Genomic DNA, 15,037 nt, shown 5'->3' with positions numbered 1-15,037 from the left:
CTTGCTTGCGCCTAGCGCAAGCAAGGGGGCCTTCACGTACTTGCCCCCGCCTACTGCCGGGGGCCCGGCGCGTTGCGAAAGCCACTTTCGCAACCTGCTCCCGTAAAGGTCCGGCCCCGTGCCCGACCCGGCCCTGGAGTAGCGCCTCTGGACTTCCTGTACTTGGCAAGGTGTGAAGGCCGAGTTTCCTCGGCTGAGCCGAGGGAAGGAGTCCTTCACGCGCGGCCGCTGCGCTTGCTGTGCACCTGGGACCACAGCGGCGATACCTGAAGGTAGTGAACCTCCTTTACTACCGTCAGGGTAGGAGACCTTCACGGACCCTGACCGCAATCAGCCACAGCAAAATCCAGTAGGCACCTAAGACGCTCTTGGTGCTGACCCGAATCGCCACTCACGACTCGCCAGCAACAGCCTTCTGGCGCTCCAGCGATGCAAGGAACGGGCCGTTCCTTGCGAAATGCGCAAGGAACGGCCCGTTCATGGCGTGCCGCCGGGTCGGATCAGGCGGGTGTCCAGAGAGCCGGCACGTTCGGCGGCTCCCAGCCGGTCAGCGAGCGGTGACCCTGGCGGCACACGTAAGCCGCGCCGTTGTAGGTCACCCGTGCGCCGGTGGCGTAGGTGGTGTCCGGCTTCCAGGCGTCGGAAGGCGCCGTGGTCGTCGTCGTGGGTGTGGTGGACGTTGGCGTGGTGGTCGTGGTCCGTGTCGTGGTCGGACTGGTCGTCGTGGTGGGGGTCGTGGTCGTCGTACCTGTCGTAGTGGTGGGTGTGGTGGTGCTCGTCGGCGGGGCGCCGCCGCCACGCGGGTAGTCCGTCGTGAGCGCGTAGGTGGTCCCGCCGAAGGTGAACGTGAAGTTCGACGGCGACGCGATCGGCATGTAGTAGTTCAGCTGAACTTCGATCGTGGCGCCCGGCGCGATGGTCTGCCAGCTCGGCACGGTCACCGCGACGTGCTGGAAGTCCCCTTTCAGCCCGCCGACGTTGGGCCCGCTGTGGCCCTTGCTCGCCACGGTGAGGCCGTAGCCGGATTGGTCGGACATACTGCCGGGTGCGCTGGTGCCGTAGTCGAACTCGATCTTCGTCCCACCGGGGATGGTGGTGGTCGAATTGTTCTTGACGCGCATCTTCGGGGTGATCGGGTAGTTCGCGTCGCCCAGCGCGAAGCCGGTCAGGTTGACGTTCACGTCGAGCACGGATGTCGGCGCGGGGCGCGACGACTTGGTGTTGCCGTACGGGGCGGCGCCGCGCAGGCCGTCGTTGATCTTCGTGATCAGCGTTTCACCCATGAAGTACTGGCCCTTGGCGTTGTCGAAGGCGTAGTCGCCCGCCAGTTCCCAGATCATGATGCCGCCGATGCCCTTGTCGGCGACGTACTTGGCCTTCGTGGCGATCGACTCTTCGTCCTCAGTGGACAGGAACACCTTCTTGTCGTTGTTCCACAGCCACGGCGTCACCATCGTGTTGTCGTAATACCTGTTGTAGGTGCCGGAAACCCGGTCCGTCGGGTCGGTCTTGGGGGTGAGCCCGTATGCCTCCAGGTAGTCCGGGGTGATCTCGTTCTCGAGGTTCTTGGCGTGCCACATGGGGTTCGCGCCCGCCGGTACCTCACCGCCTGCCAGACCGAGGTCGTGCCAGAGGTTGTCGATGCCGATCGCGCCGTTGCCGCAGGGCACCGTCGACCCGACTTGAGAGCCCGTACCTGGTGGACATTGTTTCTGATCCGGTAGTGGAGCGTTGCCCCAGAGTCCGTTCGTCCCGCCGCTCACTCCTTGCCAGCCGCGCGTGTAGAACCCGACGCCGATATTGATCCGGCCGGCTTGCATCGCGCCTCGGAAGTAGTGATAGGCCCAGTCGGTGTTGAGATAGCCTTGCCCGTCGTACTGCGCTGTGGTGTACACCTGCCAGTGCGCGAGTTCCGCGTCCTTGCCGTTGTCGTAGAGCGCCGCGTTCGGCCCGGCGAACTGGTTCCACGCGCCGTGCAGGTCGTAGCTCATCATGTTGGCGTAGTCGAGATACCGCGTGACGCCGTAGACCTCCTGGCCACGCAGCAGCCAGCCGGACGCGGGCACGGCCGCGGTCAGCAGGTAGTGCTTGCCGTCGGCGGCACCCGCCCGGTCGATCTTCTCGCGCAGCGTCCGCATCAGGTTCTCGTAGCCCGTCCACAGCGTGCCGCGGTTGGACTGCGCGATCCAGTAGTCGTCCGGGTTGCCGGCGTAGCTCGCCGACGTCGCGTACTCGTAATCGATGTCGGCGCCGTTGAATCCGTAGTCGCGCAGGAACTTCACGACGGAATCCGCGAAGACGTCGATGGTCGCCTGGCTTTGCGTCATCTTGTAGAACCCGCCCGACGCGTTACGCGTGCCGTCCGGGTTGAGGAAGCCGCCGGTCTCCGCCCAGCCGCCGATCGAGATCAGCGACTTCACGTTGGGATTCTGCTTCTTGTACTTGGTCAGCAGATTGAAGTGTCCCTTGTAGGGCAACGACGGATCCATCTCGGCGCCGGGCACGCCCGGCCATTCCATGCCGATGGCCTCGTTGTTCGCGCCGGGGGCGCCGACCGAAACCTTGTGCTGAGCGTCGATATGGGCGAACGCGTAGTTGAGGTGGGTCACCTTCGACCACGGGATGTTGTTGACCAGATAGGCCGGTGCGCCGTTCTTTCCGGTGCGCCAGCTGGTGAAGTAGCCGATCACGCGGCGGGAGTGCTCGTCTCCCAGCTTTTCCCGGCCGTTGGTGTCGTAGACGGAGCAATAGGGGGTGTCGACGCCGGGTGTCCGGTACAGACCGTCGGGGCGGCAATCCTCATTGCCTGCCGCGCTCGACGTGGACGGGGTGATGACGACGATCATGAGTCCGGCCAGCGCGATGAGCGACGCCAGCAGCGGGAGTAGTTTCCTGGTTCTCCTTGGCACGCCGAACCTCCGACAGTGGAAGATGGCCCTCGGGTCACAGCAGCTTGGGCCGCTGACCAGGCGCGCGTCAATAGGTGTAGACCAATTTCCATCCGGTGTCGTAGAGCGGAGCGGACCTGTGGTCCGTCAGGTCTGGTCTTCGCCGAAGATCGAGGGCTGTTCGGGTGCGGGCAGATATGTCAGGCGCCTCAACAAAGTGCGTGGGTGGCCATACTCCCGGCCACATCTCGTCAGTGCTATTACGCCATTTCCCTCGACACGGGTGTGCGGGCCGATCTTGGCGGGGTGCACGGACAGCGCCTCGGCGATCGTGTCCGCGTCGCAGTGGTCCGGAATCCCGAGTTCCGCCTTCAGCCGCCGGTATCGCCGGACGAATTCCCGTTGCCAATCCAAGGGGTCTTCGGTGTGCGGGATGTCGTCGGCCCAGCCTTCGGGCAGCGGGGTGTCTTCATGGGGGAGCAGGTAGCCGTTTTCGGCCGTGAGTTCGCCGACCGATTCCTCCGGCGCGGAGACGTCGTAGAGCCGGACCAGTTCGCCTTTTTCGGCTATGCACCAAGAGGTCATCGAGTCGCCGTGACTGCGGAAGTACAGCTGTGCCGCGCCGAACCGGCGGCTCAATTCGACGCACCTCGCCCGGCGTACCTCACGGTGGGCCTTTTCGTTCGCGAGCATGGCCTGGTACTGCTCGCGCGGCTCGATGCTCCAGGAACGTTCGTCGGTGATGCCCGCCGGGTGCTGGTCGTCCGACGGCTCGCCGAAAACCAGCGTCCAGCCGTCGAGCGCCGGGCTGACATAGACCCGCGCGCACCGCTGATGCCCGGGCGCGCCGAGGTAGTGCTGATTCCAGATCTCGGTGCCCAGCGACATGGTCACCGGTTCCGCGTCGGACAGTCCGAACGCGTCGAGCACCGCGGCCTGGTCGGCGGTCGGGATGGCGTACCAGAACTCGCATCCGCGCATCGGGACCGGGACGTCGTCGAGGAGCCGCACCCGGATCAGACGCCGGACGAGCGCGAGATCGTATTCGCCGAGTGCTTCCGGACCACCCAAGGCGAAAAGCAACGCGCGTGCAGCGTTGCGCAGCGCGGGCTTCCCGGTTCGCCGGATTTCGCGCAGTTCGGGAAGATCGTCCGGTCCGGCGTCGGCCATGTCCCAGGCGCTGAAGCGTTCCCCGGCGGCGAGGGTCTCGGCCGCGGTTCTCATGTCCATGCGGCGGAGGCTATCCGGGAACCACGACAGAAAACTCGTTGCCGTCGGGATCGGTCATTTCCACCCGGCCGCTCGCATCGGTACCGAGGCGGGTCGCGCCGAGCGAGACGAGCCGGTCGACTTCCGCGAGGGAGCCACCGAGATCGAAACGCAACCGGTTCGGTCCGGATTTCGGGGTGAACGGCGGGCCGCCCCAGGTGATCTTCGGACCGCCGTGCGGCGACCGGATCGCGGTCTCCTGGTCGTGGTCCCAGACCAGCGGCCAATTCAGCGCCTTACTCCAGAAATAGCCCACTTCCCGCGAACCGTCACTCGCGACCGCGCCGACGAAGCCGCATTCGGCGAGGAAGGAATTACCCGGCTCGATGACGCAGAACTCGTTGCCCTCGGGGTCGGCGAGCACCACGTGCTCCTCCTCGGGGAGCTGGCCGATGTCGAGATGACGGCCGCCGAGCCCGAGTGCTTTCGCGACCGTCCGCTCCTGGTCTTCGAGGGATTTGCTCGTCAGGTCGAAATGCATCTGGTTCTGGCGGGTCTTCGGTTCCTCCGCCGGAATGAAACGGAGCCGGAAACCGGTGTCGTCGGTCGGCGCCACGACGGTGCCGTCCCTTTTCCAGCCCAGGACTAGAGCTCGTGAGTGATTTGGGTCGTTCTAACGACCCAAATCACTCACGAGTCTTTAGCGGCGACCGTTCTCCACGCGCCCCGTCAACGTCCGCAGGAACGACGCATCCCCGTCCGCCGTCACGCGAACGTCGTACCAGCCACCCGAAACCGGCCAGTCCACAGTGACCGAACGCCCGGCACCGACCCGCACCACCCGCGTGAACCGCGACGACGACAGCCGCAGCGTCAGCGCCGAGGAACCCGAGTTCGACAGCTTGAACTCGACGCCGGAACGCCAAGTCAGGAAGCGCGTCCGGACATCGACACCCGCCGCCGCACCCTTACGGTTCCCGCGGAATTCCCACCACGCCCGGTTCGGCCCCTGGACGACGACGCGATAGTCGTCTCCCGCCAGGCGAACGACCTCCGGAGCCTCACCGCGGACATCGCGGTGCGCGGGCTCGGGGAATTCGCCCTTGTACGGGTACAGCGCGAAATGCGCCGACGACGAGCCGCTGTTCGCCAGCGACAGTGCCAAGTTCCCCGTCTTGTCCACCGCGCCGGACACCGAAACCTGGTACGGCAACGGACGCGCCGGACGGTCGCCGGGTTCGGCCACCGGCAGGGCCTGCTCGGCCGGAGCGGACGGACGCCAGCGGCTGATCGGCGCGGGTACCGGGCCGGGCCGCGTCACCCGCGGCTGACGTCCACCGCGCGAGAAGTCGAAAGCGCCGGTGAGGTCGCCCGCGACGGTCCGCCGCCACTTGCTGATGTTCGGCTCCGCGATCCCGGTCCAGCGCTCCAGGAACCGCAGTACCGAGGTGTGGTCGTACACGGTCGAGTCGACGTTCCCACCGATGGACCACGGCGAGACGACCGTCATCGGCACACGCGGGCCGAAGCCGAGCGGCTGACCGTTGAAGTGGTCCGCGTCGTTCGCCGCGTTGCCCGGCGGCATCGGCGGCGGCACGTGGTCGAAGTAGCCGTCGTTCTCGTCGAAGTTGATCAGCAGCACCGTTTTCGACCAGGTCTCCCGGTCGGACGCGAGTGCGTCGAGTACCCGGTAGATCAGGTTCGCGCTGCCGACCGGGGTGGACGCGCCGGGGTGCTCGGAGTCCACGGCGGACGGCACCAGCCAGGACACCGCGGGCAGCCGTCGCGCCTGGATGTCCGCCTTCAGCCGGGTCACCAGCGTCTCCGGCTCGCTGCGGTACATGGCCTTCTTGAACAGGTTGCGCTCGGCGGGCGTCAGCGTGGCGACACCGGCGTCGAACTGCTTCAGCAGCTTCGCGCGCTCTTCGGGGGTCTTCTTGAGAAGGTTGTCGTAGAACTCCTCGGTGGTACGGAACTTCTCCTCGACCGAAGCGAGGATCTTCGTGCCGACCTTCTTGAACGGCACGAAGTACTCGACAGCGTTGTCGGTGAAGTTGTCCCACTCCTGGTAGATCTGCCACGGCACCCCGGCGGCCTCGAGACGCTCGGGATAAGTCGTCCAGTCGTAACCCTTGTGGTCGTAGGAGTACGCCGCGTTCGTGACCGCGCGGTTCGTGGTGCTGCCCGGTTCGAAGCCCGTGGTCCCGCTCCAGAGGAAGTTCCGGTTCGGGTTGGTCGAACCGAAGATCGAGCAGTGGTAGGCGTCGCAGATGGTGAACGTGTCCGCGAGTTCGTACTGCAATGCGATGTCGCGGCGCTCGTAGTACGTCATCGTGGCGGGCGTCTTCGCCGAGATCCAGCCGTTGTTCCAGCCGCGCGCCCACGCCTTGCCGCTGCCGTTCCAGCTGTGGTCGAGATCGCCGAGGTACTGGATGTCGTCCGGTTTCCGGCCGTCGAGTTCGGCCGCCTTGCGCAGCGAGAACGGCAGCACGGTGCCACCGGCGGGGTTCGGCTGCTCGAATACCGATTTCCCCGACGGCAGTTCGAGCGGATGGCTGTCGGAGAAGCCCCGGACGCCGCGCAGGCTGCCGTAGTAGTGGTCGAACGACCGGTTCTCCTGCATGAGCACGATGACGTGTTCGATGGCGCCGAGTCCGCCGCGCCGCATGGGCTCGGCCATCGCGGCGTGCACGGACGGGGGCAGGAGGGTGGTGGCGGCCGCGGCGCCGGTGGCGCCGAGCAAGGTGCGGCGTGACAGTTCAGGCATGCGCGCGACCTTCGCCGAGCAACGTGAACGGCACAAGAACCGAACAGGTCGTCCTCAAGGCGAACAGCGTTCGCCACGCTTCCCGGCCCGGTTCACTGCACTGAGTGACGGTCCGGCGGGGTGACACCGCCGAACGGCCGGCGGGGCGGTAACCTCACGGGCACCAAAGATTGCAGACCCTTGAGGAGGGCCCGTGTCGGCTGGGCAGATCGCCGCGCTGATCGCCGCAGGAGCGTTTGTCGTGCTGGTCGGGTTGCTGGGGATCGTGCTGTTCAAAGCCGGCCGGACGCTGGACGAGGCCACGATCGCCATCCGCAAGGCGCACGAGAACACCGACCCGCTGCTGATCGGCGCGAACGAGACGATCACGCACGTCAACACGCAACTCGAGCGTGTCGACGGCATCACGGCCAACGCGCAGGCCGTCAGCGGCAACGTGTCCGCGCTGTCGTCGGTCTTCACCGCGACGCTGGGCGGGCCGCTGGTGAAGACGGCCGCGCTGTCGTACGGCATCAGCAAGGCCATCAAGGCCCGTCGCAAGAGGGCGGAAGCGAAGGCGGCGCGCCCGGCCCGGAAGCGGGGCCGGAAGTGAAGCGCCTGTTCTGGCTCGGCGTCGGCGTGGTCGCAGGGGTCGCCCTGTCACGCAAAGCGACTGAAACCGCTCGCCAGGCGACGCCCGCGGGGATAGCCTCGAACCTGGGCGACGCCATGCGGGAACTCGCGGGTGCCGTCGGTTCGTTCGGCGCGGAGGTCCGCGCCGGGATGAGCGAACGGGAGCAGGAGTTGCACGACATGGTGTCCGAACGTTCCGGCTTGAGCACGGCCCCCGAGGCCGCGGGAAGGCACGCGGCACAGCCGCGGCGCCCGGCCCGGCGAGCTCGCCGGGCGGAGGGCTGATCGGGTCGCGTCCGCGCGCCGAAGCCCCCCGCCGTTCCCGCCTGCCAGCAAATCCCAGCGCCTTCGCGCGAGCCCGTATACAAGGACGAACCCGTGGAAACACACGAAATCACCCAGCGCTTTTTAAGCCATTTCGAGAACAAGGGTCATACGCGGGTGCCCAGCGCGCCCCTCATCCTCGACGACCCGAACCTGCTGTTCGTCAACGCCGGCATGGTCCAGTTCAAGCCGTACTTCCTCGGCGAGGTCCCGCCGCCGTACCCGCGCGCGACCAGCGTCCAGAAATGCGTCCGCACGCCGGACATCGACGAGGTCGGCAAGACCACCCGGCACAACACGTTCTTCCAGATGGCAGGCAACTTCTCCTTCGGTGACTACTTCAAGGAAGGCGCCATCGAGGCGGCCTGGGAGCTGATCACCAAGTCCCAGAGCGACGGCGGCTACGGCCTCGACCCGGCGCGGATCTGGGCGACCGTCTACGAGGACGACGCCGAAGCGGCCGGTCTGTGGAAGAAGCTCACCGGCCTGCCCGGCGAGCGCATCCAGGCCCGTGACGGCAAGGACAACTACTGGGACATGGGCGTACCCGGTCCCGGCGGCCCGTGCTCGGAGATCTACTACGACCGCGGCCCGGACTACGGCCGCGAGGGTGGCCCGGTCGCCGACGAGGATCGCTACATCGAGATCTGGAACCTCGTCTTCATGCAGGACGTGCGGGGCGACAAGAGCCCGAAGCACGGCCACAAGCCGATCGGCGAGCTGCCGAAGAAGAACATCGACACCGGCATGGGTGTCGAGCGCGTCGCGACGATCCTGCAGGGCGTCGAGAACGTCTACGAGACCGACCTCGTCCGCCCGGTGATCGGCCGCGCCGAGGAGTTCTCCGGCCGTCGCTACGGCAGCGACCACACCGACGACGTCCGCTTCCGCGTCATCGCCGACCACGCCCGCACCGGCGTGCTGCTGATCGGTGACGGCGTCACCCCGGGCAACGACGGCCGCGGTTACGTGCTGCGCCGCCTGCTGCGCCGCATCGTCCGCTCCGCGCGCCTGCTCGGCGTGCACGAGCCGGTGCTGCCCGCCTTCGCCGCGGTCGTCCGCGACACGATGGGCCCGACCTACCCCGAGCTGCTCTCCGGCTTCGACCGGATCGAGGACGTCGTGCGTGTCGAGGAAGAGGCCTTCCTCGCGACGCTGACCAGCGGTTCGCGCATCTTCGACCTCGCGGCCGAGGAGACCAAACGCGAAGGCGGTTCGCTGCTGGCCGGTGACAAGGCGTTCCAGCTGCACGACACCTACGGCTTCCCGATCGACCTCACCCTGGAGATGGCGTCCGAGCAGGGCCTGACCGTCGACGAAGAGGGCTTCCGCACGCTCATGAACGAGCAGCGGCAGCGCGCGAAGGCCGACGCGGCGTCGCGCAAGACCGGCCACGGCGACCTGTCCGAGTACCGCAAGGTGCTCGAACAGCACGGTGAGACCGAGTTCCTCGGCTACAGCGACCTGCAGGCCGATGCGAAGGTCGTCGCGCTGCTCGAAGACGGCGTCCCGGTCCGTAGCGTCGGCGCGGGCAAGAAAGCGGAGCTGATCCTCGACCGCACGCCGTTCTACGCCGAAAGCGGTGGCCAGGTCGCCGACACCGGCGTGCTGCTCGGTGACGGCGTCGAACTCAAGGTCCACGACGTGCAGAAGATCGTGCCGGGCCTGTTCGTGCACCGCGTCGAGGTGCTCGACGGCGAGGTCGGCATCGGCAGCGCGCTGACCGGTTCGGTCGACCAGCACCGCCGCCTGTCGATCGAGCGCTCGCACTCCGCGACGCACCTGGTCCACGCGGCCGTGCGCGGCGCGTATGGCAAGCGCGCGGCGCAGGCCGGTTCGCTCAACTCGCCGGGCCGCATGCGGTTTGACTTCACCACCTCCGGCGGTGTCTCGACCGACGTGCTGACCGAGGTCGAGCAGGAGGTCAACGACTACCTTCAGACCAACGTCGAGGTGAACACCTTCGTCACCACGAAGGACAAGGCCCTCGAACTGGGTGCGGTCGCGTTGTTCGGCGAGAAGTACGGCAACGACGTCCGCGTCGTCGACATGGGCGAGTACTCCCGCGAACTGTGCGGTGGCACCCACGTCGACCGCATCGGCCAGCTCGGCCTGGTGAAGCTCGTCGGCGACTCGTCGATCGGTTCCGGCGTGCACCGCGTCGAGGCGCTGGTCGGTACGGACGCGCTCAAGTACGTCCGTAAGGAGCAGCTGCTCGTCTCGCAGCTCGCGAGCACCTTCAAGGTGCCGTCGGACCAGCTGCCGTCGCGTATCGACGACGTCCTCACCCGGCTCAAGAACGCCGAGAAGGAGATCGAGCAGCTGCGCACGCGGCAGGTGCTCGGTTCGGCCGGTGCGCTCGCGGACAAGGCCCAGGACATCGGCGGGATCGCGGTCGTCGCCCAGATGCTCGGCGAAGGCGTCGACTCGAACGGTCTGCGTGCGCTGGCTTCGGACATCCGCGGCAGGCTCGGCACCCGCCCCGGCGTCGTCGCGCTGTTCGCGCCGCAGGGCGAGAAGGTCGCCTTCGTCGTCGCGACCACCAAGGCGGCCCAGGAGAAGGGCATCGCGGCGGGCAAGCTCGTCCCGTCGTTCGCCGAGGCGATCGGCGGCCGCGGGGGCGGCAAGCCGGATATGGCCCAGGGCGGTGGCACCAACCCGGCCGGTGCCGAGCAGGCCATCGCCTCACTGCGCGCGGCGGTCGCCCAAGTTGGCTGACGACGCCCCCCAGCGGCGCCCGGATCGGCCAGGAGAGTCCGATCCGGGACGCGGCAGGCGGCTTGGCGTGGATGTCGGATCCGTCCGGGTCGGGATCGCACTCAGCGATCCCGGCCCCATCCTCGCCAGCCCGCTCGTTACCCTCACTCGCGACGCGGCGGGCGACAAAGACGTCGACCAGCTCGTCGAACTCGTCACGGAACACGACGTGGTCGAAGTCGTCGTCGGCTTGCCGAGGACGCTCAAGGACCGTCATGGCCCGGCGGCCGAAGCGGCGTTGAACTACGCCGACAAGGTCGCGGTCAAGATCGCTCCGGTGCCGGTGCGGCTGGCCGACGAGCGGTTGACCACGGTGACGGCATCCAGGATGCTGTCGCAGCGTGGGGTGAAGGGACGCAAGCAACGTGACGTCGTCGATCAGGCGGCCGCGGTCGAGATCCTGCAGGCGTGGATCGACGCGGTAGCGGCACATCGCGCACGGAAGGGCGATACATGACCGAGCCCCACGGCCGGCCCGAACGCCGGCAGGGCGGTAGACGACGGCTGCGGGAGCCTGAGGAGGACGTCCAACCCCCGGCTCCGCCGAGTCGACGGCCAGAACCCCAGCCGCCGGTGGAGCCCGTTGCCCGCCGACGGCACGTCCGGCAGGAGCCCGAAGACGTTCCGCCGCCGCGTCGCCGCCGGGCGGCTCCCGAAGAACAGCCTCCGCCTCCGCCGCCTCGCGTGCAGCGTCCGGTTCCGAGGCGGGCCCCGGAACCGGCGGCACCGTTGCCGCCCGTCGCGCCGCCTCCCGCGCCGCCCCGGCGGTCCCCCCAGCCGGGTGACCGCGGTATCGGCATGCCCGCGTATGCCCAGGACGAGCCGCCCCGTCCCGGCCGCCGCAGGCGCCGCGAGGACGACGGCCCGCTTCCGGACGAGCGGCCGACCGACATCATTCCCGCGATACAGGAGGCGCCGCTGGCCCGGCGCCCCGGCGCGGCTCCTCCGCCTGCTCAAGGCAGCGAGGAGGAGTACGACGAGATCTTCGGCGAAGACGCGTACGACGAGTACGAGGACTACGACGATTACGAAGACGACAAGGACTTCGAGGACGACGACCGCGCGGAGCCCGAGCGCATCGAGGACGAGCGCCCGGAACGTCAGGGACCGCCGCCCAAGAAGCGCAAGAAGAAGCGCGCGCTGGGCTGGGTCGCCGCACTGGTCGTGCTCGTCCTTCTCGCCGGTGGCGCGTATTACGGTTTCACCGAGATCTTCGGCTACGACGACTACGAAGGCTCCGGCGAGAGCGATGTCCTGGTCCAGGTCGAAAAGGGCGACTCGACGTCGGCGATCGGCAACCGGTTGCAGGCGGCCGGTGTGGTCGCCAGCGGCAAGGCGTTCGTGAAGGCGGGCGAGGACAACACCGCCGTCTCGCGGCTCCAGCAGGGCTACTACGTCATGAAGACGAAGATGTCCGGTGCCAGCGCGGTCGAGAAGATGACCGCGGCCGCGTCGAAGGTCGGCCAGGTCGAAATCCGGCCGTACACCCAGTTCCACGACATCACCCAGCCCGACGGCAAGGTGACGCCGGGTATCTACACCTTGCTGTCCAAGGCGTCCTGCGCCGATCTGAACGGCACGAGCACCTGTGTCCCGGTCGAGGAACTGCGCAAGACGATCGAGACGGCGGATCTGGCGAAGCTGGGCGTCCCGTCGTGGGCCGCCGAGTCCGCCACGAAGGCCGAGCACAAGGACCGGCGGCTCGAAGGGCTGATCGCCGCGGGCATCTACAACATCAAGCCCGGCTGGACGGCCGAAGAACTGCTCACCGACGTCGTGAAGACCTCGGCGAAGCGCATCCTCGACGCCGGGCTGAGCGATCAGTCCACGGGTGCCGGGAAGACGCCGTACCAGACGCTCATCATCGCGTCGATCATCGAACGCGAAGCGGTGAAGGCCGACTTCGGGAAGATTTCGCGGGTCGTCTACAACCGGCTCGACGAGAAGATGAAGCTCGAAATGGACTCGACGGTCAACTACGTCCTGGACCGGCCGACCCTGCTGACCCAGGGTGCGGACCGGGAAAAAGCGGGTGCCTACAACACCTATCGCATCATCGGCCTGCCGCCGACGCCGATTTCGGTGCCGAGCGCGGACGCGATCCAGGCCGCGCTCAAGCCCCCCGCGGGAGACTGGCTGTTCTTCGTCAAATGCGAGAAGAACGGGCTTTCCTGCTTCGCGGTGACGAACGACCAGCACAACGCGAACAGGGCGGACGCAGAGCGCCGTGGCGTCTACTGACCGCAAGGCCGCGATCCTCGGGAAACCGGTCGAACACTCGCTTTCGCCCGTGCTGCACGGTGCCGCCTTCCGCGCGCTGGGACTGGACGGCTGGACCTACGAGCGGGTCGAAATGGACGGCCCTGGGTTGCCCGGTTTCGTGCGCGGCCTCGGTCCGGAATGGACCGGGCTTTCGGTGACCATGCCCGGGAAACGAGCCGCGCTGGAGTTCGCCGACGAGGTCACGCCGCGGGCGGGGGCCGTCGGCGCGGCGAACACGCTGGTGCGCCGGGAAACCGGCTGGCTGGCCGACTGCACCGACGTCGACGGGGTCACCGAGGCATTGCGGATCGCCGGTGGGTACTCGCCAGGCCACGACGACGCGGCCGTCGTCCTCGGCGCGGGTGGCACGGCCGCGGCGGCCGTCGTCGGACTGGCGGCGCTCGGCGTGCGGACCGTGCGGTTGGTCGTACGCGACCCCACGCGGGCCGGGGAGACGGTCGAGGCGGCGAAGCGGGCCGGGCTCGACGTCGAGGTCCTTCGCTGGTCCGACGCCGATTTCGGGAAGCTCGCGGCGGGCTCGGCGGTGCTGGTGAACACCGTGCCCCCGGACGCCGTCCGGCCGCATCTGGTTGAGCTGGCAAGCGTCGGCTGCGTCCTCGACGTCATCTACCACCCTTGGCCGACGGCGCTCGCCGAAGCCGTCGCCGATCGCGGTGGCCGCCTGGCGACCGGGCTGGACATGTTGCTGCACCAGGCTTTCGGGCAGTCCGAGTACTTCACCGGTCAGCCCGCTCCGCGAGCGGCGATGCGGGACGCGCTGCGCGAGGCGACCGGCGGAATCCTTTCTCTGCCGATCAGCTGACAAGATCGTTCGGGTTCGATAATCTGGCCGACTGCCTTGAGAGAGGAACAAGGGGTCAATGCCTAAACCCGATCGAGACGACTACACCGAAGACGACATCAACGACGCGTGGGTCGATCAGGCTCCGGTAATGAATTCCACCGTCACCCTGGCCGAATACGACCCGGCGTGGCCCGAACTGTTCGACCGGGAAGTCAAGCGCATCAGGGGAATCCTGGGGGAGCGCGCGCTGGTGCTGGAGCACGTCGGCTCCACGTCGGTGCCCGGGCTCTGCGCGAAGCCGATCATCGACATCATGCTCATCGTCGCGGATTCGAACGACGAGGGCGCGTACGTGCCGCAGTTGGAGGCGAAGGGCTACAAGCTCGTCATCCGTGAGCCGGACTGGGAGAAGCACCGCTGTTTCAAGGGCCCGGACACGAACATCAACCTGCATGTCTACTCGCCGGACAATGGCCAGACCGAGCGCTATCGTCTCTTTCGCGACCGGTTGATCGCGCACGAGGACGAACTGAAGCTCTACGAAGCCAAGAAACGCGAACTGGCCGCGCGCACCTGGAAGTACATCCAGCAGTACGCCGACGCCAAAACCCAGGTGATCGACGAGATCGTCGAACGGGCGCGCGCCGCCCAGTACGACGGCTTCGCCCGGCTTTACGCCGCGCACGCCGAAACCAGCAGCACCAACGCCCACTACGACCGCCCCGCCATCGTCGAACTGGCAGGCGATGTCGCGGGCAAACGAGTGCTCGACGTCGGCTGCGCGGCGGGACACCTCAGCGCCCTGCTCGCGGCGAGGGACGCGGACGTCCTCGGCGTCGACGCCAGCGCGGGCATGGTCGCCATCGCTCGGGAGAAGTTCGGGGACGTCGCCCGGTTCGAGACGGCGGACGTGTCCCGGCCGCTGACGTTCGTCGAAGACGGCTCGATCGACGTCATCACGGCGTCGCTGGTGCTGCACTACCTGAAGGAATGGGGGCCGACGCTGGCTGAGTTCCGGCGGGTGCTGAAGCCGGGCGGGCTGCTGGTGTTCTCGGTGCACCACCCCGGCGAAGACTGGCACTGGTTCGAGAAGAACAACTACTTCCAGCTCGAACTGCTCGAGGACGAATTTCCGCCGGGGCAGCAGGTGCGGTTCTACCGGCGGCCACTGAGCTGGACCTTCGGCGCGGTGCGGGACGCCGGGTTCGCCGTCGACAGGCTGGTGGAGCCGATGCCGGAGGAGGTCATGGCCGAATCCGACCCGCGCTGGTACGCGAGCCTGCGGACGAAGCCACGGTTCCTGTACTTCCGGACCGTTCGGTAGTCCCGCCCCTCCCCGGCGCGTCCCGCGTGAAGGCGGGGTGGAGGGGAAGCTGGAGGTTCGTGGCCCGACGATCGCACCTGGAGTTCCCC

The 15,037-nt window shown here is 67.6% G+C and carries 11 protein-coding genes; 7 read left to right on the top strand and 4 right to left on the bottom strand.

Annotation, left to right across the window (positions count from 1 at the left end; genetic code table 11):
- Positions 1-500 precede the first annotated feature (500 nt).
- From AB0M65_RS34485 to AB0M65_RS34470, 4 genes are all read right to left on the bottom strand, one after another.
- A complete protein-coding gene (locus AB0M65_RS34485) occupies positions 501-2,909 on the bottom strand; it encodes a glycosyl hydrolase family 18 protein (protein WP_364037420.1) in 2,409 nt (802 codons plus the stop codon).
- 126 nt (positions 2,910-3,035) lie between these two features.
- A complete protein-coding gene (locus AB0M65_RS34480) occupies positions 3,036-4,118 on the bottom strand; it encodes a hypothetical protein (RefSeq protein WP_364037417.1) in 1,083 nt (360 codons plus the stop codon).
- Between the two features lie 10 nt (positions 4,119-4,128).
- Entirely contained in the window at positions 4,129-4,740 is a 612-nt protein-coding gene (locus AB0M65_RS34475) for a VOC family protein (RefSeq protein ID WP_364037426.1), read from the bottom strand.
- A 57-nt stretch (positions 4,741-4,797) separates the two neighbouring features.
- Positions 4,798-6,864, bottom strand: coding sequence for a phosphocholine-specific phospholipase C (locus AB0M65_RS34470; protein WP_364037414.1), 2,067 nt, complete (start codon positions 6,862-6,864; stop codon positions 4,798-4,800).
- Positions 6,865-7,057: 193 nt separating this feature from the next.
- On the opposite strand from AB0M65_RS34470, the gene AB0M65_RS34465 reads away from it, so the two are divergent.
- The 7 genes from AB0M65_RS34465 to AB0M65_RS34435 all read left to right on the top strand — a co-directional run bounded on the left by AB0M65_RS34465 (position 7,058) and on the right by AB0M65_RS34435 (position 14,948).
- A complete protein-coding gene (locus tag AB0M65_RS34465; protein ID WP_364037411.1) occupies positions 7,058-7,456 on the top strand; it encodes a DUF948 domain-containing protein in 399 nt (132 codons plus the stop codon).
- Positions 7,453-7,761: a hypothetical protein gene (locus tag AB0M65_RS34460; RefSeq protein ID WP_364037408.1), complete on the top strand. Its 309-nt coding sequence runs from the start codon at positions 7,453-7,455 to the stop codon at positions 7,759-7,761. Before AB0M65_RS34465 ends, AB0M65_RS34460 begins: the two co-directional genes overlap by 4 nt.
- 93 nt (positions 7,762-7,854) lie before the next feature.
- The gene (gene alaS / locus AB0M65_RS34455) at positions 7,855-10,518 is read left to right on the top strand and encodes an alanine--tRNA ligase (protein WP_364037405.1); all 2,664 of its coding nucleotides are present in this window, start codon (positions 7,855-7,857) and stop codon (positions 10,516-10,518) included.
- Positions 10,511-11,014 (top strand): Holliday junction resolvase RuvX, encoded by a 504-nt coding sequence (ruvX, locus tag AB0M65_RS34450; protein WP_364037402.1) that lies wholly within the window; start codon positions 10,511-10,513, stop codon positions 11,012-11,014. The genes alaS and ruvX overlap by 8 nt, the downstream gene beginning before the upstream one ends.
- Positions 11,015-11,355: 341 nt before the next feature.
- Positions 11,356-12,798: an endolytic transglycosylase MltG gene (gene mltG, locus AB0M65_RS34445; protein WP_364037399.1), complete on the top strand. Its 1,443-nt coding sequence runs from the start codon at positions 11,356-11,358 to the stop codon at positions 12,796-12,798.
- A gap of 13 nt (positions 12,799-12,811) precedes the next feature.
- Positions 12,812-13,642, top strand: coding sequence for a shikimate dehydrogenase (locus tag AB0M65_RS34440; protein ID WP_364037423.1), 831 nt, complete (start codon positions 12,812-12,814; stop codon positions 13,640-13,642).
- A 58-nt stretch (positions 13,643-13,700) separates the two neighbouring features.
- On the top strand, positions 13,701-14,948 hold the full coding sequence (locus tag AB0M65_RS34435) for a GrpB family protein (protein WP_364037396.1): 1,248 nt from the start codon (positions 13,701-13,703) through the stop codon (positions 14,946-14,948).
- Positions 14,949-15,037: the final 89 nt, after the last annotated feature.

It is taken from the genome of Amycolatopsis sp. NPDC051071 (assembly GCF_040682875.1).
Classification (GTDB): domain Bacteria; phylum Actinomycetota; class Actinomycetes; order Mycobacteriales; family Pseudonocardiaceae; genus Amycolatopsis.
Note: the sequence above shows the minus strand (reverse complement) of the source record. Positions and strands in the feature narration are given on the sequence as shown.